Annotated in this window: 24 protein-coding genes; 4 read left to right on the forward strand and 20 right to left on the reverse strand. The window is 66.2% G+C overall.

What is annotated here, in order from left to right; all coding sequences use genetic code 11:
* Window positions 1-170: 170 nt before the first annotated feature.
* From U5A52_RS11380 to U5A52_RS11425, 10 genes are all read right to left on the reverse strand, one after another.
* Window positions 171-2,093 carry a PrkA family serine protein kinase gene (locus U5A52_RS11380; protein ID WP_069265701.1) on the reverse strand — a complete coding sequence of 641 codons (1,923 nt, stop codon included), beginning with the start codon at window positions 2,091-2,093 and terminating at the stop codon, window positions 171-173.
* Window positions 2,094-2,866: 773 nt separating this feature from the next.
* The gene (locus U5A52_RS11385) at window positions 2,867-3,628 is read right to left on the reverse strand and encodes a hydratase (RefSeq protein WP_321908614.1); all 762 of its coding nucleotides are present in this window, start codon (window positions 3,626-3,628) and stop codon (window positions 2,867-2,869) included.
* 359 nt (window positions 3,629-3,987) lie between these two features.
* Window positions 3,988-5,766: a methyl-accepting chemotaxis protein gene (locus U5A52_RS11390; RefSeq protein ID WP_321934815.1), complete on the reverse strand. Its 1,779-nt coding sequence runs from the start codon at window positions 5,764-5,766 to the stop codon at window positions 3,988-3,990.
* A 193-nt stretch (window positions 5,767-5,959) separates the two neighbouring features.
* Window positions 5,960-6,901, reverse strand: coding sequence for a ribokinase (gene rbsK, locus U5A52_RS11395; protein ID WP_321934816.1), 942 nt, complete (start codon window positions 6,899-6,901; stop codon window positions 5,960-5,962).
* A gap of 49 nt (window positions 6,902-6,950) precedes the next feature.
* Window positions 6,951-7,988, reverse strand: coding sequence for a LacI family DNA-binding transcriptional regulator (locus U5A52_RS11400; protein ID WP_321908617.1), 1,038 nt, complete (start codon window positions 7,986-7,988; stop codon window positions 6,951-6,953).
* 138 nt (window positions 7,989-8,126) lie between these two features.
* Window positions 8,127-9,212: an ABC transporter permease gene (locus U5A52_RS11405; protein WP_321934817.1), complete on the reverse strand. Its 1,086-nt coding sequence runs from the start codon at window positions 9,210-9,212 to the stop codon at window positions 8,127-8,129.
* On the reverse strand, window positions 9,209-10,930 hold the full coding sequence (locus U5A52_RS11410; RefSeq protein ID WP_321934818.1) for a sugar ABC transporter ATP-binding protein: 1,722 nt from the start codon (window positions 10,928-10,930) through the stop codon (window positions 9,209-9,211). Before U5A52_RS11410 ends, U5A52_RS11405 begins: the two co-directional genes overlap by 4 nt.
* Before the next feature lie 282 nt (window positions 10,931-11,212).
* On the reverse strand, window positions 11,213-12,175 hold the full coding sequence (locus tag U5A52_RS11415) for a sugar ABC transporter substrate-binding protein (RefSeq protein ID WP_321908620.1): 963 nt from the start codon (window positions 12,173-12,175) through the stop codon (window positions 11,213-11,215).
* A gap of 192 nt (window positions 12,176-12,367) precedes the next feature.
* Complete coding sequence (gene corA, locus U5A52_RS11420) at window positions 12,368-13,345, reverse strand: magnesium/cobalt transporter CorA (protein WP_321908622.1); 978 nt, start codon at window positions 13,343-13,345, stop codon at window positions 12,368-12,370.
* A gap of 215 nt (window positions 13,346-13,560) precedes the next feature.
* A complete protein-coding gene (locus tag U5A52_RS11425) occupies window positions 13,561-14,043 on the reverse strand; it encodes a hypothetical protein (protein ID WP_321934819.1) in 483 nt (160 codons plus the stop codon).
* Window positions 14,044-14,187: 144 nt separating this feature from the next.
* Here U5A52_RS11425 and cydX point away from each other — a divergent pair, with 144 nt between their 5' ends.
* Window positions 14,188-14,367, forward strand: a complete 180-nt coding sequence (gene cydX, locus U5A52_RS11430) for a cytochrome bd-I oxidase subunit CydX (RefSeq protein ID WP_321934820.1) — start codon at window positions 14,188-14,190, stop codon at window positions 14,365-14,367.
* Window positions 14,364-14,957 (forward strand): ATP-binding protein, encoded by a 594-nt coding sequence (locus U5A52_RS11435; protein ID WP_321934821.1) that lies wholly within the window; start codon window positions 14,364-14,366, stop codon window positions 14,955-14,957. Before cydX ends, U5A52_RS11435 begins: the two co-directional genes overlap by 4 nt.
* A 4-nt stretch (window positions 14,958-14,961) precedes the next feature.
* Here the strand turns inward: U5A52_RS11435 and U5A52_RS11440 are convergent, their stop codons facing one another.
* Both U5A52_RS11440 and U5A52_RS11445 read right to left on the reverse strand, forming a co-directional pair.
* On the reverse strand, window positions 14,962-16,065 hold the full coding sequence (locus U5A52_RS11440) for a saccharopine dehydrogenase family protein (protein WP_321908627.1): 1,104 nt from the start codon (window positions 16,063-16,065) through the stop codon (window positions 14,962-14,964).
* A gap of 220 nt (window positions 16,066-16,285) precedes the next feature.
* On the reverse strand, window positions 16,286-16,750 hold the full coding sequence (locus tag U5A52_RS11445) for an Lrp/AsnC family transcriptional regulator (protein WP_042265707.1): 465 nt from the start codon (window positions 16,748-16,750) through the stop codon (window positions 16,286-16,288).
* Window positions 16,751-16,975: 225 nt separating this feature from the next.
* Between U5A52_RS11445 and U5A52_RS11450 the strand changes: the two genes are divergently transcribed.
* Entirely contained in the window at window positions 16,976-17,521 is a 546-nt protein-coding gene (locus U5A52_RS11450) for a Spy/CpxP family protein refolding chaperone (protein ID WP_321908628.1), read from the forward strand.
* A 176-nt stretch (window positions 17,522-17,697) separates the two neighbouring features.
* A complete protein-coding gene (locus tag U5A52_RS11455) occupies window positions 17,698-18,132 on the forward strand; it encodes a PGDYG domain-containing protein (protein WP_321934822.1) in 435 nt (144 codons plus the stop codon).
* Window positions 18,133-18,212: 80 nt separating this feature from the next.
* Here the strand turns inward: U5A52_RS11455 and U5A52_RS11460 are convergent, their stop codons facing one another.
* The 8 genes from U5A52_RS11460 to U5A52_RS11495 form a co-directional block, all read right to left on the reverse strand.
* Window positions 18,213-18,578 (reverse strand): DUF3022 domain-containing protein, encoded by a 366-nt coding sequence (locus U5A52_RS11460; RefSeq protein ID WP_321934823.1) that lies wholly within the window; start codon window positions 18,576-18,578, stop codon window positions 18,213-18,215.
* A 34-nt stretch (window positions 18,579-18,612) separates the two neighbouring features.
* Complete coding sequence (locus tag U5A52_RS11465) at window positions 18,613-19,422, reverse strand: YhfC family intramembrane metalloprotease (RefSeq protein ID WP_321934824.1); 810 nt, start codon at window positions 19,420-19,422, stop codon at window positions 18,613-18,615.
* A 161-nt stretch (window positions 19,423-19,583) separates the two neighbouring features.
* Complete coding sequence (locus U5A52_RS11470; RefSeq protein ID WP_321934825.1) at window positions 19,584-20,681, reverse strand: substrate-binding domain-containing protein; 1,098 nt, start codon at window positions 20,679-20,681, stop codon at window positions 19,584-19,586.
* On the reverse strand, window positions 20,678-21,643 hold the full coding sequence (locus U5A52_RS11475) for a D-glycerate dehydrogenase (RefSeq protein WP_321934826.1): 966 nt from the start codon (window positions 21,641-21,643) through the stop codon (window positions 20,678-20,680). Before U5A52_RS11475 ends, U5A52_RS11470 begins: the two co-directional genes overlap by 4 nt.
* Window positions 21,644-21,664: 21 nt before the next feature.
* Window positions 21,665-22,948: an MFS transporter gene (locus tag U5A52_RS11480; RefSeq protein ID WP_321934827.1), complete on the reverse strand. Its 1,284-nt coding sequence runs from the start codon at window positions 22,946-22,948 to the stop codon at window positions 21,665-21,667.
* Window positions 22,949-23,081: 133 nt separating this feature from the next.
* A complete protein-coding gene (locus tag U5A52_RS11485) occupies window positions 23,082-24,068 on the reverse strand; it encodes a sugar kinase (RefSeq protein ID WP_321908636.1) in 987 nt (328 codons plus the stop codon).
* Window positions 24,069-24,121: 53 nt separating this feature from the next.
* The gene (locus U5A52_RS11490) at window positions 24,122-24,928 is read right to left on the reverse strand and encodes a TIM barrel protein (RefSeq protein WP_321934828.1); all 807 of its coding nucleotides are present in this window, start codon (window positions 24,926-24,928) and stop codon (window positions 24,122-24,124) included.
* Window positions 24,929-25,094: 166 nt separating this feature from the next.
* Complete coding sequence (locus U5A52_RS11495) at window positions 25,095-26,015, reverse strand: LysR family transcriptional regulator (RefSeq protein WP_321908639.1); 921 nt, start codon at window positions 26,013-26,015, stop codon at window positions 25,095-25,097.
* Window positions 26,016-26,067 lie beyond the last annotated feature (52 nt).

Raw genomic sequence — 26,067 nt, forward strand, 5'->3', positions numbered from 1 at the left:
GTCTCCCGCTCCAGTTTCGAATGGGCGAGGTGCGCAGTGTTCATTGCCGCGTCTGCCATCGTGCGTGCCGCGTTCACCCGCTCATGGCCACGCCGCCTGCGCCCCGCCGGTAGTCCTTTTGCGCCGCCGCAAAACCGCGGCGGCGCGCTCGGACGGTAAAGCCTCTTCGATCACGACGACTTGCGCACCCGCAGATACCAGTCGCAGAGCAACCGGACCTGCTTCGGCGTATAGCCCTTCGCCACCATGCGGTTGACGAAGTCCTCGTGCTTGCGCTGCTCTTCCGCCGATCCTTTCGCATTGAAGGAGATGACCGGCAAAAGTTCTTCCGTGTTCGAGAACATTTTCTTTTCGATCACCACGCGCAGCTTCTCGTAGCTGATCCACGCCGGGTTCTTGCCGGCATTGGCCGCACGCGCACGCAGCACGAAGTTCACGATCTCGTTGCGGAAATCCTTCGGATTGCTGATACCCGCGGGCTTCTCGATCTTCTCGAGCTCGGCGTTCAATGCCGCACGGTCGAAGCTCTCGCCCGTGTCGTGGTCGCGGAACTCCTGATCCTGAATCCAGAAGTCGGCGTACGTGACATAGCGGTCGAAGATGTTCTGCCCGTACTCGGAATACGACTCGAGGTAAGCGGTCTGAATCTCCTTGCCGATGAACTCCGCGTAACGCGAGGCCAGCACGTCCTTCACGAACGACAGGTACTTCTGCTCGGTTTCCGGCGGGAACTGCTCGCGCTCGATCTGCTGTTCGAGCACGTACATGAGATGCACCGGATTCGCAGCCACTTCGGTTGAGTCGAAGTTGAACACGCGCGAGAGGATCTTGAACGCGAAGCGCGTGGAGACCCCGTTCATGCCTTCGTCGACACCCGCAAAATCGCGGTACTCCTGATACGACTTCGCTTTTGGATCGGTGTCCTTGAGATTTTCGCCGTCGTACACCTGCATCTTCGAGAAGAGGCTGGAATTCTCCGGCTCCTGCAAGCGCGTGAGCACCGACATCTGCGCCATCATCTTCAGCGTGCCCGGCGCGCACACGGCCTCGGCCAGCGACGAATTGCGCAGCAGCTTCTCGTAGATCTTCATCTCTTCCGAGTAGCGCAGGCAGTACGGCACCTTCACCACGAAGATACGATCGAGCAGTGCCTCGTTGTTGCGGTTGTTGCGGAACGCCTTCCACTCCGACTCGTTCGAGTGCGCGAGGATGATGCCGTTGAACGGGATCGCGCCGAATCCTTCGGTGCCCTTGAAGTTGCCTTCCTGGGTGGCCGTGAGCAGCGGGTGCAGCACCTTGATCGGCGCCTTGAACATTTCGACGAATTCGAGCAAGCCCTGATTCGCAAGACACAGGCCGCCGGAGTAGCTGTACGCGTCTGCGTCATCCTGTGCATATTGCTCGAGCTTGCGAATGTCCACCTTGCCGACGAGTGACGAGATGTCCTGATTGTTCTCGTCGCCAGGCTCGGTCTTCGCGATGCCGATTTGCCGCAGGATGGAGGGGAAGCGGCGCACCACGCGGAACTTGCGGATGTCGCCGTTATATTCGTGCAGGCGCTTGACCGCCCATGGGCTCAGAATGCTCCTCAGGTAACGGCGTGGTATGCCGTATTGCTCTTCGAGTATTGGACCGTCTTCGTCGTAGTCGAAAAGCCCTAGCGGAGATTCGTTCACGGGCGAGCCCTTGATCGAATAGAACGGCACGCGCTCCATGAGCTGCTTCAGACGCTCGGCGATGGAGGACTTGCCCCCCCCAACCGGGCCGAGCAGATAGAGAATCTGCTTCTTCTCTTCGAGTCCTTGCGCCGCATGGCGGAAGTACGCGACGACCTGCTCGATCACGTCTTCCATGCCATAGAACTCGCGGAATGCGGGATACACCTTGATGACCTTGTTCGCAAAGATGCGCGACAGGCGCGGATCGTTGCGGGTGTCGATCTGTTCGGGTTCGCCGATTGCCGTCAGCATGCGTTCGCCAGCCGTGGCGTACGCATTGGGATCTTCCTTGCAGAGCGCGAGATACTCCTCGAGCGAGAACTCCTCCTCTCGCGTTTTTTCGAAGCGGGTCGCGAAGCTGCTGTAGATATCCATGCTACCTCCTCGCCGAGATCTGCGACCGATGTCGTGCGCGGCGCGCTATTCGGAAACGACATCGCTCAAATTCATCCTAAACCCTTTTGAAATTTTTCGCACCGTTAAATCGCGCCGGATGTGCCCTCGAAAGCTAAGCATTTTTGAGCGCTTGGAGGGCGCCAGACAACGACTTACAATGATCTTCCCCATTGGTGCAAATTTCAGACCGGGGTCACGCTCCATCTCACATGCTGTGCCCGCGTGTCGCCCAAATCTCTCGCGCTGAGCGGTCGCAGCAACCCGTCCTCTTACCTGACATTCGACCGGTTTTCGCCTTGTTTCCCGGCCGGTCCGGCGTTACGGCATACGCAGCGCCTCTTCATCAAACGCACCAGCGAAGCGCCGGTGCACAGCCACTCGTTACGATTTGTTCGCGTGCCCACATGGCGCGCTCGTATTGCGCGCTGCCGCGCCATTGTTGTGAGCACGCGTCAATGCGATTTTTTTCCCGTTTTACGCGTCGATTTCGCCAGCGTCGGTGACCTGCCGCGCATTCTTGCGCGTATGCGAGCCGGCGTTGACAAGCCCTGTTGACAGTAGTGGTTTTCCCCGCTGCGTTCGAACGACGCGCGCGCACAATGATGGTGACGCGCGTGACAGGTTGCCAGGTTTACACCCATGAGGCGCGCAATGCGCACAAAAAAATAAAGCCGCCGCGCAATGCGCGCGGCGGCTGTTCATTAGAGCCAATATGACAGGTACGATTGTTACAGCGTGCGCACCTGCGCGACCTAGACAAATTCGACTTCGACTTCCCCTAACCCGTCGATGTGGCCGTGCAGAAGGCCGGGCTTGTCGATGCGGTGCGCACCAACATAGGTACCGGTCGTAATCGTCCATTCGGGCTCGATCGTGATGCCCATCGCAGCGCAATGATTGACGAACCAGACGAGCAATTCGCGCGGATCGCCGGCAGGGTTGCCTGGCGCCTCCGGCACGAGCGAGGCGCCGTCGAATGTCAGTTCGAGCTCGGGAGCGACGAAATCGAGCGCGCGGGCAAGTGCGGCATACGGCAGCGCGTGCCCGGTCACGAGTGCGCCATTGTTCTGCGCATCGGCGAGCTGGGCGAGCGGCGCGACGTTGGGCCACTGCGCGAAGCGGCTATCGACGATCTCGATGGCCGGGAGAATCTGCCCCACACGCGCAAGCACTTCGTCGCGCGCATAGGCTTCGGCGCGCGGGACGATCGGTTCCGAAAAACGAAACGCGATCTCCAGTTCCACGAGCACGCGGAAGAAGTGGCGGCGCTCGAAGCGCGCCGGCGAGGCGTGCACGAGCGGCGCCGGGATCGGGGCGCCGGAAGCGGGGCCGCCCGGCGCGCGCGCGCCGACCTTCCAGCCGCCCGTGGTCGTTTCGAGCCCGGCGAGCACCGCCTGCTGGATCGCGTAGGCCGTGGCCGCGTCCGGCGGCACGCGCTCGGGTTCCAGGGTTTCGATCAGATGATGATGCCGGCGCGCATTCACGAGGCGTTGCGCGAGATCGTCATGCGTCATGTCGGGTTCCTTGTTTGTGCTGTCATGCGGCGCCGGCGCTCGATGCCGGCGCAATCCGTGCTGCGTGGCGCGATGCGCCCTCCCTTGCCCTGCGGCGCCACCCCGTGCGGTCCGCGCGTGAGCGTGTGCGCGGGCTGAGCCGTCCAGCGCGACGCCATGCCACTCGCGGGCACCGCTGGGCGCCGCAGTGTAGCGCGCCGACCGGGCCGCGCAGATGACACGGCTGACAATGTACCGTAACGGCGCGCGCATGGCGCATGGCGGAGCCGCACATCGGGGCCAAAGGCGAAAAAAAAGCCGCTGCGGCGCAGCGGCTGGCTCTCAGGCACAGGGACGGTCCGCCCCTGACAAAAATGGCTTCAGAAGGTCTCCCAATCGCCGTTCGCGCCCGCGCCCGCTGCCTGCGCGTTCACGGGTGCGCTCGCGGCGGCAGCCGGCCGCGCGGTCGGCTGGGCGGCGGCGGGGGCGCCACGCGGCGAGCGCTTTGGCGCGGCGGCAGACGCTGCGGCGGCCGGTGCCGGGCGCGCAACAGAACGGGCCGCAGAAGGTGACCGGGCAGCTGCCCGCGCCGTCTGCGCCGGGGCCGCGCCGAGCGCCGCTTCGTCGAGGCTGAACACCGCTACGGCTTCGCGCAGGCGTCCCGCCTGGTCCTCGAGCGACTGCGCCGCGGCCGCCGCCTCCTCGACGAGCGCCGCGTTCTGCTGGGTCACCTCGTCCATCTGCGTGACCGCGCGCGCGACCTGGTCGATGCCGCCCGACTGCTCCTGGGAAGCTGCCGCAATCTCGCCCATGATGTCGGTTACGCGCTGCACTGCGGCGATGATCTCGGTCATCGTGCGCCCTGCTTCGTCAACGAGCGCCGACCCCGCCTGCACGCGCTCGACCGAAGTGTCGATGAGCCCCTTGATCTCCTTGGCCGCCGCCGACGAGCGCTGTGCAAGGCTGCGCACTTCGCCCGCCACCACGGCGAAACCGCGGCCCTCCTCGCCCGCGCGCGCCGCTTCGACGGCCGCGTTGAGCGCCAGGATGTTGGTCTGGAACGCGATGCCTTCGATGATCGTGATGATGTCGGCGATCTTCGCGGAGCTGTCGTTGATGTCGCCCATCGTGCCGACCACCTGATTGACGACCGAACTGCCCTTGTTGGCGATTTCCGAGGCGTTGGCGGCGAGCGCGCTGGCCTGGCGGGCGTTGTCGGCGTTCTGTTTCACGGTGCCGGTGAGCTGTTCCATGCTCGAGGCCGTCTCCTGGAGCGCCGAGGCCTGCTCTTCGGTGCGCGACGACAGGTCGAGATTGCCCGCGGCAATCTCGCGCGTGGCCGTGGCGATCGATTCGGTGCCCGAGCGCACCGAGCGCACCGTTTCGGTGAGGCTGCGCTGCATCTGCGCGACGCCGCCGAGCAGTTCGCCCATTTCGTCGTTGCGGCGCACGACCACGGGCCGGCGCAGGTCGCCCGCGGCGATCGCATGGAAGGCGCCGAGCGCTTCGCCGAGCGGCTCGGCAATGGCGCGGCGCAGCGAGAAGAATGAATAAGCGGCAGCGCCGATGCCCACCAGCAGCGCGGCAATGCACGCAATGCGCAGTTGCGAGAACGCGGCCTGGGCGTCGTCGAAACCCAGTTGCGCCTGCGTCATCTGGAACTTGTCGAGCACGGCGTCGGCCTTCGAGAGCCCGTCGTAGGCTTCCTTGAGCGCTTTGGCGCCCGCCGTGACTTTCGCCTGGTCACCCGACTGGACCGTGGTCGAGAACTGGTCCGCAATCTGGTGCAGGGCTTCGCGCCGGGCGGCGACGTCCTGAGCGAGGCGCGCTTCCTCGCCGACGCGCGGCAAGGCCATGTACTTCTTCCAGTAGTCGTCCGACATGCCGCGCAGCATACGCGCCCGCTCGATCGTCGCGGCGGCGTCCGGCGTACCCAGTTCGAAGGCGGCCCGGTCGAGTGCGAGCCGCTCGCGCGCCGCATAGATCTCAGCCAGGTTGACCGCATGCGAACTGGGCATCTGGTCGGTGAAGGTCTCGCGATACGCGTCGTTCGAACGCGTGAGACCGAGCAATCCGACCGCGCTGATCACGACGATCAACGTCGCCAGAAAACCCATTGTGATGCCAATGCGCGCCTTGATACTGATGCCCTTGCCCATGACTCCCCCAATGCTTGTAGTGTGATCGGGCCCAGCGCCCGACATAGAGTTGCTCCTCTAACAAGCGTTTACGGCACGGGATTTCATGGTCTTGAAATCTGTATATCGTATGAAGTATTAGTGAAAACCATTCATGCGCAGCGCGAATAGCCGGCGCTAGGTCCGGCCAGGTCTGCCAGACGCGCAAACTCGCTCAGCCGGCGAGTTCGGCGAGCGTCGGAATGGAGGGTTGTGCGCCCGCGCGCGTGACGGAAACCGACGCCGCGCGCAATGCGAACGCAACGGCTTCGAGCGCAGCTTCGCCTGCGGCGAGGCGCGCGGCCAATGCACCGATGAAGGTGTCGCCGGCCGCCGTCGTATCGACGGCATCTACGCGCGGCGCGGGCAGATGAACTGGCGCCGCGCCTTCTAGCAGCGCGCATACGCCCTGCGCCCCGAGCGTCACCAGCACGTTGCGCGCGCCCGCCTCGTGCAGCGCCGACGCCGCGCGCGCGGCGGCTTCGGGGGTGCTCGCGGGCAAGCCGGTGAGCGCCGTGGCCTCCAGTTCGTTCGGCACGAGGTAGTCGATGAGCGCAAGCCACTGCGCGGGCAGCGGCCCCGTAGCGGGCGCTGGATTGAGGATGGTGATCTTGCCGAGCCGACGTGCGGCGGCGAGCGCGGCCGCCACGGCGTCCGGGGGCGTTTCGAGCTGGCAGACCACGACGTCGGCCTGCGCGAGCACGGCCTCGTGTCGCGCGATCGTCTCTGGCGTGACTTCGCCGTTGCTGCCCGCCACGATGACGATGGCGTTCTGGCTCGCGTCGTCGACCGTGATCAGCGCCACGCCGGTTGGCGCACCAGGCGACGTTTCGAGCGCGCCGCAGTCGATCCCCTCCGCCGCCAGGCCCGCGCGCAGGACTTCGCCGTTGCTGTCGGCGCCTACGCGCCCGACCATGGCCACCTGGGCGCCGAGGCGCGCCGCGGCCACCGCCTGATTGCCGCCCTTGCCGCCCGCGACCTGCGCAAACGCACTGCCCGCGAGCGTCTCGCCGGGAGCCGGCAGACGCGGCGCACGCGCGACGAGATCCATGTTCAGGCTGCCGACCACGGCCACGCGAGCGCGCGCGCCGGCCGGCTTTGCTGCGTCAGTCGTCACGATGCCTCCTTGATGGCGGCTTGCGCGCCTTGGGTGCGGCTGCCCTGCCTCAGGCCGCGAGCGGCGCGTATTCCTCTGCGCCGACCCAGGGCCCCGTCGATTCGCGGGCGAAGAGCGTGGGCGGCATCACGCGGCGGCGCGCCGTCGCGCCTTCCTCGCGCGTGCTCGCAATGCGCTCGATCAGCGTGAGCGCCGCCATGTCGCCGAGCGCGCGCGCCGGCTGTCCGACGGTCGAAAGCGCGGGCCACGTGAAGTTGCCAAGCTCGATATCGTCGAAGCCGATGATCGAACAGTCGCCCGGCACGCGCAACCCGCGCTCGGCGGCCGCGCGCAGGGCGCCGATGCCCATCATGTCGTTGCCGGCGAAGATCGCGGTCGGCCGCACGCTGTCGAACAGTTGTGCCGCCGCGCGGTAGCCGCCCGCACCGGAAAAGTCAGCTTCGACGATCGCACCGGGCGCGATCTCCACGCCGCGCTCCGACATGGCGCGCAAGAAGCCGTGCATGCGCATCGCGCTTACCGCAGTCGTGACCGGCCCGGTGATGCAGCCGATGCGCGAGTGCCCGAGTTCGAGCAGATGGCGCGTGGCGATCCAGGCGCCGCGCTCGTGGTCGATCTGCACGAGATCGGCGTCGAGCCCCTCGATGTTGCGGTCGATGACGACGATTGGCTCGCGGGTGTCGGCGAGCGTCGAAGCGAGCACGGCGTCGTCACCGGCCGAGGCGACGATGAGGCCGTCGATGCGCTTTTCCTGCAGCACGCGCAGATAGCTGCGCTGCTTGTCCGGGTCGTCGTCGGAGTTGCAGAAGAACACGCAGTAGCCCTTGCGCGCGCAGGCGTCCTCAACGCCGCGCGCTAGCTCGGCGAAGTATGGGTTCGTGCCGTTCGGCACGAGCAGCCCCACGGTCGCCGTGGCGCGCGCCTTGAGCGAGCGAGCCACCGCCGACGGCACGTAGTTCAGGTCGCGGATCGCGCGCTCGACCTTGGCCCGCACGTCCGCCGACACCGGACGCGAATTGTTCACCACATGCGACACCGTCGTGAAAGATACCCCCGCCACGGCGGCCACATCCTTGATCGTCGCCATCTTTATGTTGCTCCTGCTTTTTCGCTGCCTGTTGCTGCCGGCTCTCTGCGCGCCCGTTGTTGGTATGGTCTGGCGACGCTTGCCCGGTCATTCCCGACGGCCCGCGCTGCGTTGCGGACCGCGCCCTCGAAAAATTTGTTATGTCCTGCTTCTACGACTTCGCCTGCTGCGGTACGTGTCGAGCACGACCGCCACCACGATCACCGCGCCGGTGATGATGCGCTTGGTGGGCTCGTTCGCGCCGATCTGCGCGAGCCCCGCGGCCAGCACCGAGATGATCAGCACGCCGAAGAACGTGCTTATGACCGAGCCGCGCCCGCCCATCAGACTCGTCCCGCCGATCACCACCGCCGCGATCACCTGCAGCTCCAGCCCGACACCCGCGTTCGGATCGGCGGCTTCGAGGCGCGAGATCTGAAAGAGCGCCGCGAGGCCCGAAAGCGCGCCCATCAACGCGAACACGATCACCTTGTACGGCCGCGGATCGACACCCGCGAGGCGCACCGCTTCCTCGTTGGTACCGATACCAATCAGATAGCGTCCGAACACCGTGCGCGTCAGCGTCAGTTGCGCGATCACCATCACCGCCACCGCGATCAGGAACGCCGGCGAAATGCCGAATGCGATCGGGTTCGAGAGAAAGTCGAACGCGTCGCCGATATACGCCGTGCGCGAATTCGTCATCTGATACGCCAGCCCGCGCGCCGCCTCGAGCACGCCGAGCGAGACGATGAACGACGGGATGCGCCAGCCCACCGTCACCGCGCCGGTGAGCGTGCCCGTAGCCGCCGCGGCGACCAGCCCGAGCAGCGCCGCCGGCAGCGCGCCCCAACCCCACTTGAGCGACGCCACGCTCACCACCGAAGCGCCGAGCGCGAGCACCGAGCCCACCGAAAGATCGATGCCCGCGATGATCAGCACGAAGGTCATGCCCACGGCCATCACCACGAGATCGGGAATCTGGTTCGCGATCGTGCTGAACGTATCGTACGTGAGGAAGTGCGAACTCAACAGCGAGAACAATACGACCATCGCGATCAGCGCGAGCGCGAGGCCCAGGTAGTTCGAAAAGCCAAAGCGCGTACCCGCGGGCTTGCCGCTCGCCTGCACCGCATGCGGCGCCGACTCAGGCGCGGCGGCCGGCGCGATTTTGGCCGAACGGGTTCCCCCGACGTTTTCGTCGCGCTGAGGCGACGGTTGCCCGCGCAACGGGTCGTTCGTCATGAAGCGCTCCCTCGTGGGTCGTCGTTTCGTTCCTGCAGCTTGCGCGTTCCTGCGTGTGGCGGCACATCACCCATGTCGGGCAGATCCGCCGCGTCGGCAACGAGCGCATCCTCGGCGCGCAGTCCCGCGAAGGCGGCGGCCAGCAACTTGTCCTGACTCCATTCATCGCGGCCGTAGATCGCCGTCATCTTCCCCGCCGACATCACGCCGATGCGGTCGCAGATCAGCATCAGCTCGCGCAGGTCGCTCGACACCACCACGAGCGCGCGGCCTTCGCGCGCGAGCGCGCCCATCAGCGCGTAGATGTCGAACTTCGCACCGACGTCGATCCCGCGCGTAGGCTCGTCGAACAGCACGACGCGCATCGACTGCGTGATGTCGCGCGCGAGCCAGCGGCCGATCACGACCTTCTGCTGGTTGCCGCCCGAAAGCTCGCCCACCGGCTGTGCCGGCCCGGACGTGCGGATGCGTAGCGCGTCGATCTGTGTGCGCGCGAGCGTGTTCTCGCGCGCCGCGTCCACGACGCCGTAGCGCGACACGGCGCCCACGTTGCCAAGCGTCACGTTCGCGGCGAGCGGCTGCGGCAACAGCAGCCCTTCGCCCTTGCGGTCCTCGGTGATGAGCGCGATGCCAAGCCGTACCGCGTCGGCGGGCGAAGCGATCTGCACCGGAGCGGGCGTCGCGCCCGGCGTGGGCGCCAGCGCCACCGTGCCGCGCTCCATGCGGTCAGCGCCGTAGATGAGCCGCATCAGCTCCGTCCTGCCAGCGCCGATCAACCCCGAAACGCCGAAAATCTCGCCTGCGCGCACCTCGAACGATACGTCGCGCACAGCCTTCGCACGCGTGAGCCCTTCAACCTTCAAAAGCGGCGCACCGATGCGCCGCTGCCCCAGATCGATGCGCTCGCCAAGCTCGCGGCCCACCATCAGCGCGACGATGCGCTCCGGCGTGAGGTTCGCCATGGCGTCCACGCGCACGAGCTTGCCGTCGCGCAGTACCGCGACGCGCTGTGCAATGCGCTCGAGTTCTTCGAGCCGGTGCGAGATGTAGACCAGCGCCACGCCGCGCGCCTTCAGCCGTGCGATCTGCTCGAACAGCAGCTCGACTTCGCGAGCCGTGAGCATGGCCGTGGGCTCGTCGAGGATCAGCACGCGCATGTCGCTGCGATGAGCACCATCGGCACCACTGGCACCATCGGCGCTGCCGATCAGGTTGCGCGCGATCTCCACGAGCTGCTGATGCCCGATGCCAAGCTCCCCCACCGGCGTGTCGGGATCGATCGCCTCGAGCCCGACCTGCGCCATCGCGGCCCGCGCATCGTCACGCAGCCGCTTGCGGTCGATCCAGCCGAACCGCAGCGGCCCCGACTGCGGCAGGCGGTCCAGAAAAAGATTCTCCGCGACGGTGAGCGTGGGCAGCAGGTTCAGCTCCTGCATGACCATGCGCACGCCGAGCGCCTCGGCTTCGCGGCGGCTCGCCGGGGCGTAGGGCCGGCCCATCAGCGTCATGCTGCCCGCACTCGGCGCCGTCAGTCCGCTCACGATCTTCGAGAGCGTGCTCTTGCCCGCGCCGTTTTCCCCCGTGAGCGCAAGCACTTCGCCGGCGTGCAGCGCGAGGCTGACGTCGGCGAGCACCGGCTGCTCGTAGGTCTTCCCGACGCCCGTGACCGAAAGCACGGCGGGCGCAGGTGACGCTACGTCGGGGACATTTGCATCCATCACGATCCTGTAGTCGCGAGCCGCGCCGCCGGGTTCAACCGGTAGGGAGCGCCGCCCGGATACTGCGGGTCCGCGCCGCCGTGGCGCTCCGGTAGAGCGTCATCGGACGGCGCGCCGGGCAGCGATTCGCGACCCGGCGGAAGACGGCCGCCCATGCGGCCATCCCGGTACAAATAACGGCCGCCCGGCGAGATTCTTGAGCGTTTATTGAGTTCGGTGAACAAATACCGCCGTGGCGGCGCACATCGGCGCCCTCGCCGGCCACGGCAGGCGTCGCGCAGCCTACTTCGTGACGAGCACCACGGGCGTTTCGACGATGCCCGACAGATCCGACTGCTTCTTGTGCTCCTTGAGCGCCTTCAAGGCGGTGTCGATGCCGAACACGGCCTGCTTGGCCGCGTACTGGTCGGCGGTGGCGAGCACGCGGCCGTCCTTGAGCATCGGCTTGATGGCGTCGATGTTGTCGTAGCCGACCACGTACACCTTGCCCTGCTTGCCCGCCGCGCGCACGGCCGACACGGCGCCGATGGCCATGTTGTCGTTGCCGCACAGCAGCGCCTTGATGTCAGGGTATTCGTTGAGCATGGCGGAGGCCACGGCGTTGCCCTTGTCGATCTCCCACTCGCCCGACTGCGTCGAGACGATCTTCGCGCCCACGGCGTCCATCGCGTCCTTGAAGCCCGCGGTGCGCTGCTGCGCGTTGGTCGTCGTGGAAACGCCTTCGACGATGCCCACCTGGTCGCCCGACTTCAGGCGCTTGGCGAGGTAGTCGCCCACGAGGCGCGCGCCCTTGCGGTTGTCCGGCCCGACGAACGGCACGTTCAGGTCCTTGGACTTGAGCACGTCGGCGTCGAGCTTGTTGTCGATGTTCACGACGATGATGCCCGCGTCCACGGCCTTCTTCACGACGGGCACGAGCGCCTTGGAGTCGGCGGGCGCAAGCACGATGGCGTCGACCTTCGAGACGATCATCTGCTCGACGATCTGGATTTGCGCGGCGGTGTCGGTCTCGTTCTTGATGCCGTTGGTGATGAGATCGAACTCGGAGGCGTTGTGCTTCTGGTACTCCTTCGCGCCGGTCTCCATGGTGAGGAAGAACTCGTTGGCGAGCGACTTCATGACGAGCGCGACCTTCGGCTTGTGAGGCGCCTGCGCGCGCGCGGCGAGCGGCAAGGCGCCTGTCACGGCGGTGGTGGCGAGCGCGCTGGCGGCGAGGAGGATGCGGCGGCGAATGCGGGAGTTCATTTCAGGGAGTCTCCGGTTTGTCGGGCCCGGCTGGGCCCTGCTTTCTGGTTATGCGCAAACGTTTTCTGCCGGCCCATTCTCGGCGCAGGCGCTGAACGATGTCAACTCAGGCGCCACTCGGGTGCCAAACTGAGGCACCCGCCCCGGGTATCGATGCGGCAGCGCAGCAACCCGAAGCTCACCCGCCCGACCTTAGAGCCAGTTAATGCGGCGAAACAGGAAAAACAGGAAGATGTCGAGCACGAGCATGGCGCCGAGACAGATCTGGTAGCCGAACCTGAAATGTAGCTCGGGAATATGCTCGAAGTTCATCCCATAGATACCCGCAATCATTGTCGGCACCGCGAACAGCGCGGCGAACGAGCCGAGCCGCTTCGTGACTTCGTTTTCCGCGAGCGAGATCATGCCGAGGTTCACCTGGATGGCCGTGACGATCATTTCGCGGCGCGCGTCGATCATGTTCGACACGCGCACGAGGTGGTCGTACACGTCGCGGTAATACGCTTGCATGCCCGCGCAGATTTGCGGGATGCGGCCGCCCACGAGCTTGCCGACGGCATCGACGAGCGGCGTGACGTGATGCGCGAGGATCACGAGGCGGCGCTTGAGCGAATAGAGATCTTCGATGATCGCCCGCGAGCCCGCGAGATCGTGCTTCTCGAAGATACGGTCCTCCAGTTCCTCGATTTCGGCAGCGAGCCTTTCGAGCACCGGCGCGTAGCGGTCGACCACGCTGTCCATGAGCGCGTAGAGCACGAAGCCCGAGCCTTCGCGCAGCAGGTCGGGCTCGCGCTCGCAGCGCGCGCGCACATCGGTGAAGCCCTGCTGCGCGCGGTGGCGCACCGAGAGCACGAAATTGGGGCCGGCGAATACGTTCACCTGGCCGGTGATGACTTCGCCGTCGTCGTCGAGCTCGAGCGTGTGGAGCACGCAAAAGAGCGTGTCGCCGTATTCCTCGATCTTTGGCCGCTGGTTGCCGTTCATCACGTCTTCGATGGCGAGCGCATGGAGGCCGAACTCCTCCTTCATCGCCGCCATTTCGCCCGCGTCGGGGTCCTTGAGCGCGACCCACACGAAACACTCGGGCTTCGCCAGATAGTCGCTGATGGCCTCGACGGAGACGTCGGCCAGTTTTTTGCCGCCTTGATACGCGACGCAGTTGATTAGCATGTTTCTTTTCTTCCGCGCGGCGGGTCGCGCCCGCGCCGCTTCGAGTTGCACCGGTTGCCAAGTGTAAGGCGTTCCGTTGACCGGCGGCGTCTGGACGAGGTTCCCGAGCGGCTCGTCTGTGGCTAGCGCCCGTTTCGCGCGCCGAACTGCCGCGTGACAGCACTGCCCGTGCCCGCGGTGCGGCGGCGGTGGCGAACTGGCGGGAGGCGCCCGGCCTACTGCGCGACGCGGCGGATGCCGATGCGGTCATTCTTGTCGAATGTGACGCTCGCGCGGTTGGTGTACCGCGGGTCCACGAGGAAGCGCAGCTCGATCACGGGATCGAACTGCGTCGTCACGGCAATGCGGTGCACGCCCGGTTTCAGGTAGAGCGTGACGTGCTCGCCGTCCATCAGGTCGGTGACGCGCTCGCCGTCGATGTAGACGGGCGCATCGCGGAATTTGACGATGACGTTGCGGGTGCGCTCGCGGCGCACGTCCACGGCCACGAGGCCCTCGCCGGGCTCGGTGTAGCCCGGCTTCAGAATGCGCTCGGCCGGCACGGGCTTGAATGGCACAGGCGGCGCCGGCTCCTCGGCGCAGCCGCCGAGCGCGAACACGGTTACTAACGCGGTTACTAACGCGGTTACCAAAGCGGTTACCAAAGCGCCGGTGGCGGCGATGCTCGCAATCGACCTGCGCGGCGGTATCAGCGGCATAGGCGCTTTCCCCTTGTTTTACGAGGCGAGGCTTCTGGTTCGCGCTCATCATATACGTACGGGCGCCAGATCGATCATCGATGTTATATGCTTCGGGGAATGCGCGGCAGCGCTCGCAACCTGCACAAAGAGGAGGCAGCGACCATGTGGTACTTCTCGTGGATCCTCGGCATTGGCGTTGCGCTCGGCTTTGGCATCATCAACGTGATGTGGCTCGACGCCAACGGTAGATTCCTGAACGGGCACGGCTCCGAACAGGACGGCCCGGAAAAGACCCCGCCGGCAGACGCCGGCACTACACGCGGCGAGGCACGCCGCCCGTGACAAGACTGGTGTTCTTCTGTGGCCACGCCGGCGCCGGCAAAACATCGCTCGCCAAACGGCTGTTCGCCCCGCTCGCTCGCGAGACTGGTGAACCCTTCTGCCTGCTGGACAAAGACACGCTCTACGGCGGCTATAGCGCCGCCGCGATGGGTGCGCTCACGCACGACCCGAACGATCGCGACAGCCCGCTCTTCCTGCAGCGTTTTCGCGAACCCGAGTACCGGGGGCTCATCGACACCGCCCGCGAAAACCTCGAGCTTGGCGTGAATGCGCTCCTGGTCGGCCCGCTGTCGCGCGAAGTGCGCGAGCGCAAGCTGTTCGACCGCGCGTGGCTTGGCGTCGGTCCGGATGTGGGGCTCACCGTGGTGTGGGTGCATACGAGCGAGGAAACGGCGCACGCGCGCATCGTCGCGCGCGCCCATCCCATCGATGCCTACAAGCTTGCTCATTGGGACGAATACCGGCAGCGGCGTTTCATGCCGTCGGGCGCGCAACTCGACGGCCTTCTCCTTTTCGACAACACCGCGCCCGCCGCGGCCGACTACGACGCGCTGCTCCAGCGCATCGTGTCGGCAACGGCATCGACCTGAAACGTCAGGCCGCCACCTTTGCGCGGCTGTCGAGCGTCGCGCCTTCGTACACCTGACCAAAGCGGTTCGCAAGGAACTGCTGAAGCGACACCTGCTCCTGGCGCACGAACCCGGCTTGCGGCAGACGCTGCTCGCGGAACAGGTCGAGCACCGCACACATGGCGCCGGCCGTGGTGATCTGGATCGCGCTCATGGGCACGCCGCACACCGTCTTCGCGAAGATCTTGCGCGTGAACACTTCCTGAACGAGCTTGCCGTCGCGCATGCCGGTCACGGTCATGAAGATGAGCACGACATCCTGCTCCGTGGCGGGCACCGAGCGCCGCATGATGGACTTGAGCGTGTCGCGGTCGCTCGAAAGACGCAGGTCTTCGAGCAGGAACTGCATGAGTGCGCGATGCCCCGGATAGCGTACCGACTTGTAGTCGAGCGATTCAACCTTGCCCGAAAGCGTTTCGCAAAGCGTGCCCAAACCGCCGGAGGTATTGAAGGCTTCGTATTCCACGCCGTCGAGCGAGAAATGCTCGAGGCCTTCGAGCGGCTGCACCCACTGCGTGCGGCTATCGCGGATCGCTTCGCACGGCTGGCAATACTCGTTGATGAGGCCGTCCACGCTCCAGGTGAGGTTGTACTTGAGCGCGTTGGTGGGGAACTGCGGCAGCGCGCCCACGCGCATCTTGACGTCGCGGATCTCGGTGAAGCGGCTCGCGAGCGCATGCGCCGCAATGCCGATGAAGCCGGGCGCGAGACCGCATTGCGGCATGAAGACATGATCCGAGCCCTCGGCCAGCGCGCGGATCGCGTGGGTCGCGCGCACGTCCTCGGTCAGATCGAAGTAATGGACGCCCGCGCCCTTGGCCGCCGAGGCGACGTTCACCGCCAGGTAATACGGCAGCGCGTTGATGAGCACGTCGTAGCCTTCGAGCGCGCCGCGCAGCGCGGCAGCGTCACCGGAATCGACACGCGCGGTGGGAATGCCCTGCGCCGCGAGCGGTTCGAGCGCCTTCGCATCGCGGTCGAAGGCAGCCACTTCGTAGTCGCCGCTCTCGCGCAGCATGTGGGCAATGGTGTGGCCGATCAGGCCGGCGCCTGCAATCGCAACTTTCATGTGTCATCTCCTTTGGTTTTCTATGCTTGGGGATGGGCAGCGCCCGCTCAAACACAGTCTAGGGAGAGACAAAAACGGTTCATAGACACAAAACGATGCGTTTAGACCGTGGTTTTCGTCATTATGACGATACATTTCGTCGAAATGACGAAAACGGTCAATTTCGATGCGGCAAACCCCGTCGTCCAGCCTCCCGTTTGGTCCGCATTTCGCCCGTCACTCAGCCCGTCACGGAGCCGCGATCGACCTTGCGTGCGAGCACGATGGAGGTGGTCGTGCGCTCCACGCCCGGGATGCCGCCGATCTGATCGAGCAAGTCGTTGAGGCGGTCGGGCGAATCGGCGCGCAGCCACGCCACGTAGTCGTACTCGCCGCTCACGGCGCACAGCAACTGCACTTCGGGCATCTTGCCGAGGCGCTTTTGCACATCGGGCCCGTGGCGCGGCGCGATGATGAGCCCGACCCACGCCTGCAAGCTCGCGTCGAGCACGTCCTGGCCGAGACGCACGCCGTAGCCGGCGATCACCTGCGTGCGCTCGAGACGCTCGATGCGTGCAAGCACCGTGGTGCGCGCGACGCCCAGGCGCCGTGCGAGATTCGCGACGCTTTCGCGCGCGTTTTCCTGCAGCAGCGCAACGAGGCTGCGGTCTAGGTCGTCGAGTTGATCGAGGCGCGGAGGTCTCATCGGGCGGTGGTCTCTTCGAGAGGTCTGAACGGCGTCATTATCGCGCGCGGCTCGCCGGCCGAGCGGCGGTCGCGGCGTGCAAGCCATGCGCGACGGGTATTTCCACGCGTTTCGTTTGTAAGCAAGTGTCGCAGCCGGGCCGTCGTGTAGCGAGAACGTGGTACTAATAACGGCTGCAGCCGATCTGGCCGTGCTACCCGCTACGAAATGATTCAAGGAGTCACAATGAAGAAAGCTTTCGTCATCCTTGCCGCCACGCTCTCGATGAGCGGCGCATTTGCACAAAGCGCCGCTCCGGCCGCCGCAGCCTCGGCCGCATCGAGCGCCGACGTGCGCGCCGCGCAGCATCAGCAGCGTGTCGAGGAGCGCATCACGTGGCTGCATACGCAGCTCAAGATCACGCCCGAGCAAGAGCCGCAATGGAAGACGTTCGCCGATGTCATGCGCAGCAACGGCCAGACCATGGCCGGCCTCTACAAGCAGCGCATGGAGGGCGAGAGCACGCGCAACGCGCTAGATGACATGAAGCAGTACGCGCAAATCTCGCAGGCCCACGCCGACGACATGCAAAAGCTCGTCACGGCGTTCGAGCCGCTTTACACGAGCCTCTCGCCCGAGCAAAAGAAGCTCGCCGACCAGACCTTCCGCCACGGCAGCGAGCATGGCCCGTCGGGCAAGCCGATGAAGCCGAAGCACAAGGGTAAGGCGAAGCCGTCCGCGGAAGCAGCGCCAGGCGAGGGCGAAGCGGCCAGCACGCCGGCCGCGCAGTAACGCCGCGTCCCGCAAAAAGGCACAGTAAGGGCACCCGTCGAACGGGCCACGCTCCAAGGCGTGCGCGGCGGCGCGATCCAGGGTACCCTTGCGGACCGCGCGACGGCCGGGCAGTTTCGCCCGGCCGTCGTTTCTTTGGAACCCGATTCTTGTGAAGCAGGTCCGCTGCTGCCGCCATGATTGAACTGACCCAACTCGACCTGCGCGTCGACCCTGCCGCACAGCGCGTAGTCAAGGACGAAACCGTGAGCGTCGAGTTCGCAGCCGCTGCCGGCGAACTGATGAGCCTGGAAGGCCCGAACCGTTATGCCCCGGGCGACGCCATCATCACCGGTTCGACCGGCGATCGCTGGGTCGTATCTCGCGACCGGTTCGATGCGAAGTACCTGCCGGCGAGCGACACCCTCGCCCACGGCGAAGCCGGCGCGTATCGCAACCACCAGGTCGTGGTGCTCGCCAGGCGTATGGACGAGCCGTTTACGCTCGTGCGTTCGGCCGGCGGCGATCGCCTGAGCGGCGTGGCTGGCGACTGGGTCATGCAATACGCGCCCGGCGACTATGGCGTTGTGCAGGCCGCGCGTTTCGCCAAGGTCTACAAGCTCGCCAGCTGAGCTTCAGGACAACGCTGAACGGGGCGCAGTGCGCCCCGCGCTTCGCCGCCAAGTCGTCGCGTCTTCGTCCTCTTCATCCTTTACGCAAACTCTTCGTCCAGCGCGATCGTTACCTCGTGCGGCACCTCTTCGCCCTTCGCGTGCTGTTCCTCGAGCGATTCGATCGTCGCCTCCACATAGGCTCGCAATACCGCGAAGCTACGCCCGCGCAGCCGCGGCGGCAACGCGCGATAGCGCGCGAGCGCTGCAGGCGCGATCGCGACCGTAAGCGCCATGCGGCGCGCCTTCGAGCCAAAGCGCATCGCCACCCAGTGCACGACCAGTTGCGGCACGCCGTTCTCGTTCGGCTCTTCGGCAAATCGCGTCTGCTCGGGAAAGATGTCGGCGATCACGCGGGCGAGTTCGTCGAAATCGGGGCTCGCGCATTCAAACAAATAGGCTTCCATTGACGCCAGAAAAATGAGAGTGAAACGCGCGGCCTCAAGCCGCGCGCGCGACGCGCCGCTCAGCGCGGCACGTTCTGAAAAGCACGACGGCGACCACGAGAGCCGCCACCGCATACACAGCATCCACGACGACGAGCGGCGCGAGACGCGCCTGATACATCGCCGCAGGCACGTCGATGAGCGCGTGCGCCAAGATCGCGAGCGGCAGAATCCCCCGCCATCCCGCGCGCACGCCGCGCCACATCAGCACCGACAACCCAATCTGAAATACGAATGCGGCCGTACGCTCGAGCGCGAACACGCCCGCGAAAAGCGGAGAGAGGCTCGCGAGAATCAGATGCACGCGCAAGACCGAGTCCATCGTGAGGTTGGAGAGATGCTCGTCGAGATCGCCACGATTGGCGAGCACCGAAAACACGATCCACTGCAGTTGCACGAGCACGCCGACGAACCACGCCTCCGCGCCCGCATGGCCGATGCCGTAGCCGAACGCCGCGCCGTCCGCGGGGGTATTGGGCTTGCGCGCGCCGCGGCGCGCGATGATGCGCATGGCGATATAGCGGCCGACCTCCTCGCACACGCCCGCGATGAGCGCGCCGTACAGCACGAAGAACGCGGGATTGGCGAGCACCTGCGCGGCGGCGGCGTTCTCGTGCAGCATGTAGTCGTTAATGGCGCGCTCGATCACGGTCGCGAAGAACGCGAAGACGGCGACGCCCGCGATCGTATCGCGCCAGTCGAGCGCGAATGGCGCGCGCAGCCGGCGATAGAGCGATACGGGCAAGGCGGCGACGAACAGCGTCGCGAGCGAAAGGCAGACGAGCGTGATCGGGGCTACGGACATGGGCTTCCTTATGACGTTCGGCACGCACGTACGCGTGCCGCAGCCCGAATGATCGCAGATATTGGCGCCTGCGCGCAGGCCCGGCTGCGCGCAGGCCTGGGAATCGTGCCGTGGAAGCGCTCATTCAACCCGCAAAACGTGCTGGGGGGATAGCGCCGCAGTCACCCGAGCGTCGAAGCCCTCACCACCAGCTCGCCCTCGAACGCCGCCGCGCGGGCCTTGGGCGCCGCGCCTTCGATGCGCTCGTGCAGAAACTCCACGGCGCGATAGCCGATTTCGCGCGTGGGCTGGCGGATCGTGGTGATGCCGGCAAGCTCGGCCCACTCCGGATCGTCGATGGAGACTAGCGCCACGCGCTGCTGCCACTGCGCACCAAGCGCCGCCTTCAGATGCAAGGCCAGGCGCAGCGCGACCGGCGCGTTGGCTGCGAACAGCGCGCAGCGCGCCCCGCGCGCGAGCGCCTCGGCCACATGGGCGTCGAGCGCCGCGAGCGCGGCTTGCACGGCCGCTTCGTCGTGCAGATCGAGCACGTGCGTGAGGCCACGCGCCGCGCCCTTCGTCGCCTGCATCGACTCGCGAAACGCCGCTTCACGCTCGCGCCGCGAACTCACCTGCTCGAACGGCTGCACGACGAACACGATGTCGTCGTAGCCGCGCGCTAGCAGATGCTCCGTGCCAAGGCGCACGGCTGCCGCATTGTCGAGGCCGACCATATCCGCATCGAGACCGTCGACGGTACGGTCGATCAGCACGGCCGGAATGCCGCCGCTCGCCACGGGCTTCAGCATCGATTCACGCACGCCGAGTGCATTGACGATCACGCCTTCCACGCGATACGTGGTCAGCAGTTGCAGATAGCGCCGCTCCATGTCGATTTCGTTCGCCGCGTGGCAAATAAGCGGCATGTAGCCGAGCGCGTGACACGCCTCCTCCACGCCCTGCAGGATCTCCACCGAATACGGATTGGCGAGATCGGCGAGCAAGAGGCCCAGCAGACGGTTGCGGCCGCGCTTGAGGCCACGCGCCATCTGGTTGGGGCGATAGTCGAGCCGCTCGATCGCCGCTTCGATGCGCGCGCGCAGGTCGGGCGACAGCACGCTCAGCTCGCCGTTCAGATAGCGCGAAATGCTGGTCTTGCCCGTGCCCGCTTCACGCGCCACGTCGCTGATGGTCGCGCGGCGCGGCGCCGTGGCCGCGGCGTCCTTTTCCGCGTCATCGCCGTTGTGCGAACGCGTCGCGCCGCCCGCAGCCATATTCATCGCGCGAGCACTTCGCGGTTGACGACGTTCACGTCGAGCGTGCCGGCGAGCGCCGCGACGAGGTTCTGCGCCGCGCAGCGCGCCATTGCGTGACGCGTCTCGTGCGTGGCCGAGCCGATGTGCGGCAGCGCCACGACGTTCGGCATACGCAGCAGAGGCGACGCGGGATCGATCGGCTCGCGCTCGAACACGTCGAGGCCCGCGCCGTGAATCGTGCCCGCTTCGAGCGCCGCGATCAGCGCTGGCTCGTCCACCGTCGCACCGCGCGACGCGTTGATCAGAATCGCGCTCTTCTTCATCTTCTGCAGTTGCTCCGCGCCGATCAGGTGTCGCGTGGCGTCGGTGAGCGGCACCTGGAGACAGACGAAATCCGAGCTTGCGAGCAATTCGTCGAGTTCGACACGGCGGGCGCCATAGTTGCGCTCGGCCGCCTCGTTCGGACTGCGGTTCGTGTAGAGCACCTTCATGTTGAAGCCGAGCGCCGCGCGCCGCGCAACGGCGCCGCCAATGCGCCCGAGCCCCACGATACCGAGCGTTTTGCCCTGCACTTCCACGCCGAATTGCGGCGCGCCGATGCTGCCCTTCCAGTGGCCCGCCTTCACCCAGTCGGCCAGTTCGACCACGCGGCGCGCGCTCGCGAGGATGAGCGAGAACACGGTATCGGCCGTCGATTCAGTCAGCACGTCGGGCGTATGGGCCAGCACGATGCCGCGCTTCGTGAGATCGGGCACGTCGAACTGATCGTAGCCCACGGAGATCGTGGAGAGCGCCTTCACGCGCGAGCCTTCCAGCATCGCAGGCGTGATCTTCACACTCGCGCCGATCGCGCCGTCGGCGTCTTTTAGCGCGGCGGCGAGTGCACCGGGCTGGTCGGCGTCGACTTCGATCAGGTCGGCGTGCTCGCGCAGGTAGTTGGCGACATCGGCGGGCACGGCTTTGTAGACAACGATTTTCGGCTTCATAAGTGCGCTGGACAAGAAGGGTTATTTACCGTGAGCCGGCGATACATAAGCACGGGCGGCGACGCGCTGCGGCTTCACGGCGAGCGTGAGGCCCACCGAAACGAGGAGCGCCACGCTCATGAACGCATAGGATGCCGCAGGCGAGCCCGTCGCGCCATTCAGATAGCCGACCACGTACGAGCCGACGAACGAGCCGAGCGCGCCCATGCTGTTGATGAGCGCCATCGCGCCGCCGGCCACGTTCTTCGGCAGCAGTTCCGGCACGATCGCGAAGAACGGGCCATACGGCGCGTACATCGCCGCGCCGGCTACGACGAGCAGCGAGTAGGAAATCCAGAAGTGCGTCGAGCCGAGCGCGTAAGAGCCGGCAAAAGCGAGCGCGCCGACCAGCAGGAACGGCCACACGAAGGCGCGGCGATTGTCGAGCTTGTCCGAGGCCCACGAGGCGGCGAGCATCGCGATGGTCGCCGCAAGATACGGCACCGCGGAGAGCCAGCCCGTTTCGACCATGCCGAGCGCCGAGCCATTTTTCACGATCGAAGGCAGCCACAGCACGAAGCCATACACGCCGATGCTCCAGCAGAAGTACTGCGCGGATAGCAGCATCACGGCGGGCGTACGAAACGCCTCGGCGTAGTTGCGCACCGGTTTGATGGCGGCCTGCTCGGCGCGCATCGCGGCGTCGAGCGCGCGCTTTTCATCGTCGGAGAGCCAGGTCACCTGTGCGGGCTTGTCGCGCACGAGGAACCACCAGCAAACGGCCCACAAAACAGCCGGCGCGCCTTCGGCGATGAACATGTGACGCCAGCCGAACGCATGCACGAGATAGCCCGAGACGACCGACATCCACAGCACCGTGACCGGGTTGCCGAGAATCAGGAACGTGTTGGCGCGCGAGCGCTCGGACTTCGTAAACCAGTTGCTGATGAAGATGAGCATGGCGGGCATCACGGCCGCTTCGACCACGCCAAGCACGAAGCGGATCGCCATGAGCGACGGGATGTTCGTGACGACGCCCGTGAGCGCCGCGCAGCCGCCCCACAGCACGAGGCTCGCGAACACGAGCGTGCGCACGCTGCGCCGCTCGGCATACATGGCGCCCGGCAGCTGGAAGAAGAAATAGCCGAGGAAGAACAGCGCGCCGATCAGCGACGAGAGCCCCGGGCTGATACCGAGATCGCGGTTGATGCCCGCCGCCGAGGCGAAGCCGTAGTTGGCGCGGTCAAGGTAGGCCAGGCTGTACGTGATGAACACGATCGGCATGATTGCCCACCAGCGGCGCGGTGCGAGCGAGGTTGAGGTCATCGGTGTCTCCAGTTGAACGGGGGGGCTTGGTACCGGGTGGTGCCGCCCTCTGGTCTCATGTCATTTGGCGCGGCGCCTGCGAATTCGCTTTGCGTTGCGCTGCGGGGTTCGTACTTGTGCCGCGCTAATTCCGCTATACAGCCGTCGGGGCAGCGGCGCCCGCCTGCTCTCGTGCACCTTCTAGCGCGTCGAGCTGCGCGCGCGTCGGCAAGCCTTCCGAGTCGCCGATCACCTGCACGGCCAGCGCGCCGATGCGGTTGCCGCGAGCGACCGCGGCAGCAAGCGCACGCCCTTCGAGCAGCGCGCTTACCACCCCCACGGCGAAGCCGTCGCCGGCGCCCACGGTATCGACCACCCGCTCCACGCGCTGCGCCGCGACGCGGCCCTGCTCGCCTTCGGCCGTGGCGTAGTACGCGCCCTCTGCACCAAGCTTCACGATCACGCCGCGCGCGCCGCGCGAAAGATAGAACTGCGCGATGGCTTCAGGATCGTCCGAGCCCGTCAGCACGCGGCCTTCGCCCACGCCTGGCAGCACCCAGTCGGCAAAACTCGCGAGTTCGTTGAGCGTGCCGACCATCTCGGCTTGCGAGCCCCAGAGCGTCGGGCGCAGGTTCGGATCGAACGAGATCGTGCGGCCCGCGGCCCGCATTTCGTGTGCAAGCTTGAAAGCCAGTTCGCGCGACGACGAGGAGATCGCAGGCGCCACGCCGCTCAGGTGCAGATGACGCGCGCCGAGCACATAGTCGGACTGATAGTCACAAGCCGAGAGCTTGCTTGCAGCCGATCCGCGGCGGAAATACTCGACCGCCGGATCGCTGCCGTCGTCGTTCTTCGACTTGAGCTGGAAGCCGGTCGGAAAGCGCGTGTCGGTGCTCACGCAGCGCGCGTCGATGCCTTCGTGCGCGAGCACGTCGCGCACGAACTGGCCGAACGAATCGGCGCCCACGCGGCTGATCCAGCCCACCTTGAAGCCGAGGCGCGCGAGGCCGGTCGCGACATTGAGCTCCGCGCCCGCCGCGCGCTTCGTAAAATGCGCGACCTCGGCGAGCGGCCCCGGGTCGGTAGCGACGAACATCGCCATTGCTTCGCCGTAGGTGATGACATCGAGTGCTGCGGTCATGAGATGCGTTCCTGATGAATCGTATGGGGTGTCTGCGGCCCGGCTGCGTGTGCTCAAGCGGCTGCGAGCCATTCGACGTAATGCGCGGCGTCGTCTTCCACGCGAGCCGGGTCGAACGGAAACTCGATGCCGCGTGGCACGTGTGTCGGCAGCAATGCAAGCGCGGCGCGGCACACCGCGTCGTCGTCGCCCGGCGCCGCGGCGAAGCGGCGTGCGCCCTCGCCCACCACGGCCTTGCAATGGATGTATTCGACGTACGGCGCGAGCGCGGCGGCGGCAAGCAGAGGCGGCTCGCCCGGCCATTGCCAGTTGCCGATGTCGAAGGTCATGCCGATCACGCCCGGTGCACCGCCGTCGCGCAACGCATTGAAAAGGCTGATGAACTGGTCGAGCTTGCCGCCCTGCTCGAGCTGACCGTTCTCGACGACGACGCGAGGACCGTGGCCCGCTTGCGCCCGGTCGTCAGTTCCGCCAGTGCACGCCCCCAATTCTTCGAGCAGACTCGCGAGGCGCGCCGCGCAAGCCTCGCCCGCGAAACCGCCGAGCTGCAGCTTCACGAAGCGTGCGCCAAGCGCACGGCCCGCTGCGAGCGCGGAGGAAAGCGCGGCCTCGTCGAGCGCGCCATCGTCGCCATAGAGTGCGTCCGGCGTGGACCAGACGCGCCACAAACCTTCGTTCGCAAGTGCAGTTCCGAGCGCGCGCAGCGCATCGGGCTGCACGTCGGCATCGTGCATCAGTTCGCGCCGCACCTCGAACGCCTGAGCGCCTGCGCGCCGCGCCGGCCTGCTCCACGCCGCATGCCCGTCACGCCTGATTGCCTGCGCGCCGAACGCGCTCGCCACGATTGCTACTTCCGCCATTGCCTTCTTCCTGTTGCCTGCCACCGCGCACTTCGCTTTTCTTGGAACCGGTTCCAAATCCAGCCCGAAAAAAAGCGCCTGCGCGCCGGTTGATTAGGGCGGATAGTGCGCGCTAGCCGCTCAGGCCGCCATTCTGGATTGCCCTGGGTCGGGTGCGTCTGGTGAATTACGCGCCGGGAACGTCCGCGAGACACAGTTCCAGAAAGCGCTGTGCGACGCGCGAAGCCGCGCCCGCGTGCGGCACCAGAATCGAGAAGCGCCGCGCAAGCGGTTCGGGGCCGAGGCTGATCTGCCGCAGCGCGCCGTTCTCGTGGCGCATCGACATGGCCGAAACGAAGCCGATGCCCATGCCCGCCCGCACCGCTTCCTTCACGCCCTCCACGCCCGCGATCTCGAGCGCCACGCGCATGGGCACGCCCGCGCGCGCGAACGCCCGTTCGACCACCTGGCGCACGCCCGAGCCATCCTCGCGCAAAACGAGCGGCCACTGCGCGAGCGTTTCCACCGTAATGGCCGGCATCGGCGCGGCCGACTCCCCTTGCGTGTCGGACTGCGACGCCAGCGCGTGAGCGCGCGGCACGATGGCGACGATTTCGTCCTCGAGCCACGGATGCACGGCCGTATCCGGCGGCAACTGCTCGCCCACCGGCCCTTCGATCAGCGCGATGTCGACTGCCCCGAGCATGCCCACGACGTCTGTCGTATTCCCGCTCGACGTTTCGAGCTTGACCTGCGGATAGCGCCCATGAAATTGGGCCACCAGATACGGCAGCCGGTAGCTCGCGGGCGTGGTGGTCGCGCCGATGCGCAGCGTGCCGCGCTCGAGCCCGCGCAACGCGTCGCGGTAGGTCAGTGCGTCGCGCCAGGTGTCGCGCAAGCGGGCCGCGTAGCCCGCGAGTTGCTCGCCCGTAGGCGTGAGGCGCACGCCCCGGCCGTCGCGCTGATAAAGCGGCTCGCCAATCTCCTCCTGCAGCAGCCGCAGCTGGCCCGAAACGGCCGGCTGCGACAAATGCAGCGCCAGCGCAGCTCGGCTGATGTTGAGATGCTCGGCGACTGCCGCGAAAGTTATCAGTTGTTCCGGGGTCATCGTGGAAAACCATCGTGTTGTCCTATATATTACTTCACAAATCACGATTTTT

The sequence above is a fragment of the Paraburkholderia sp. J8-2 genome (genome assembly GCF_905220195.1).
In the GTDB taxonomy this organism is placed as follows: domain Bacteria; phylum Pseudomonadota; class Gammaproteobacteria; order Burkholderiales; family Burkholderiaceae; genus Paraburkholderia.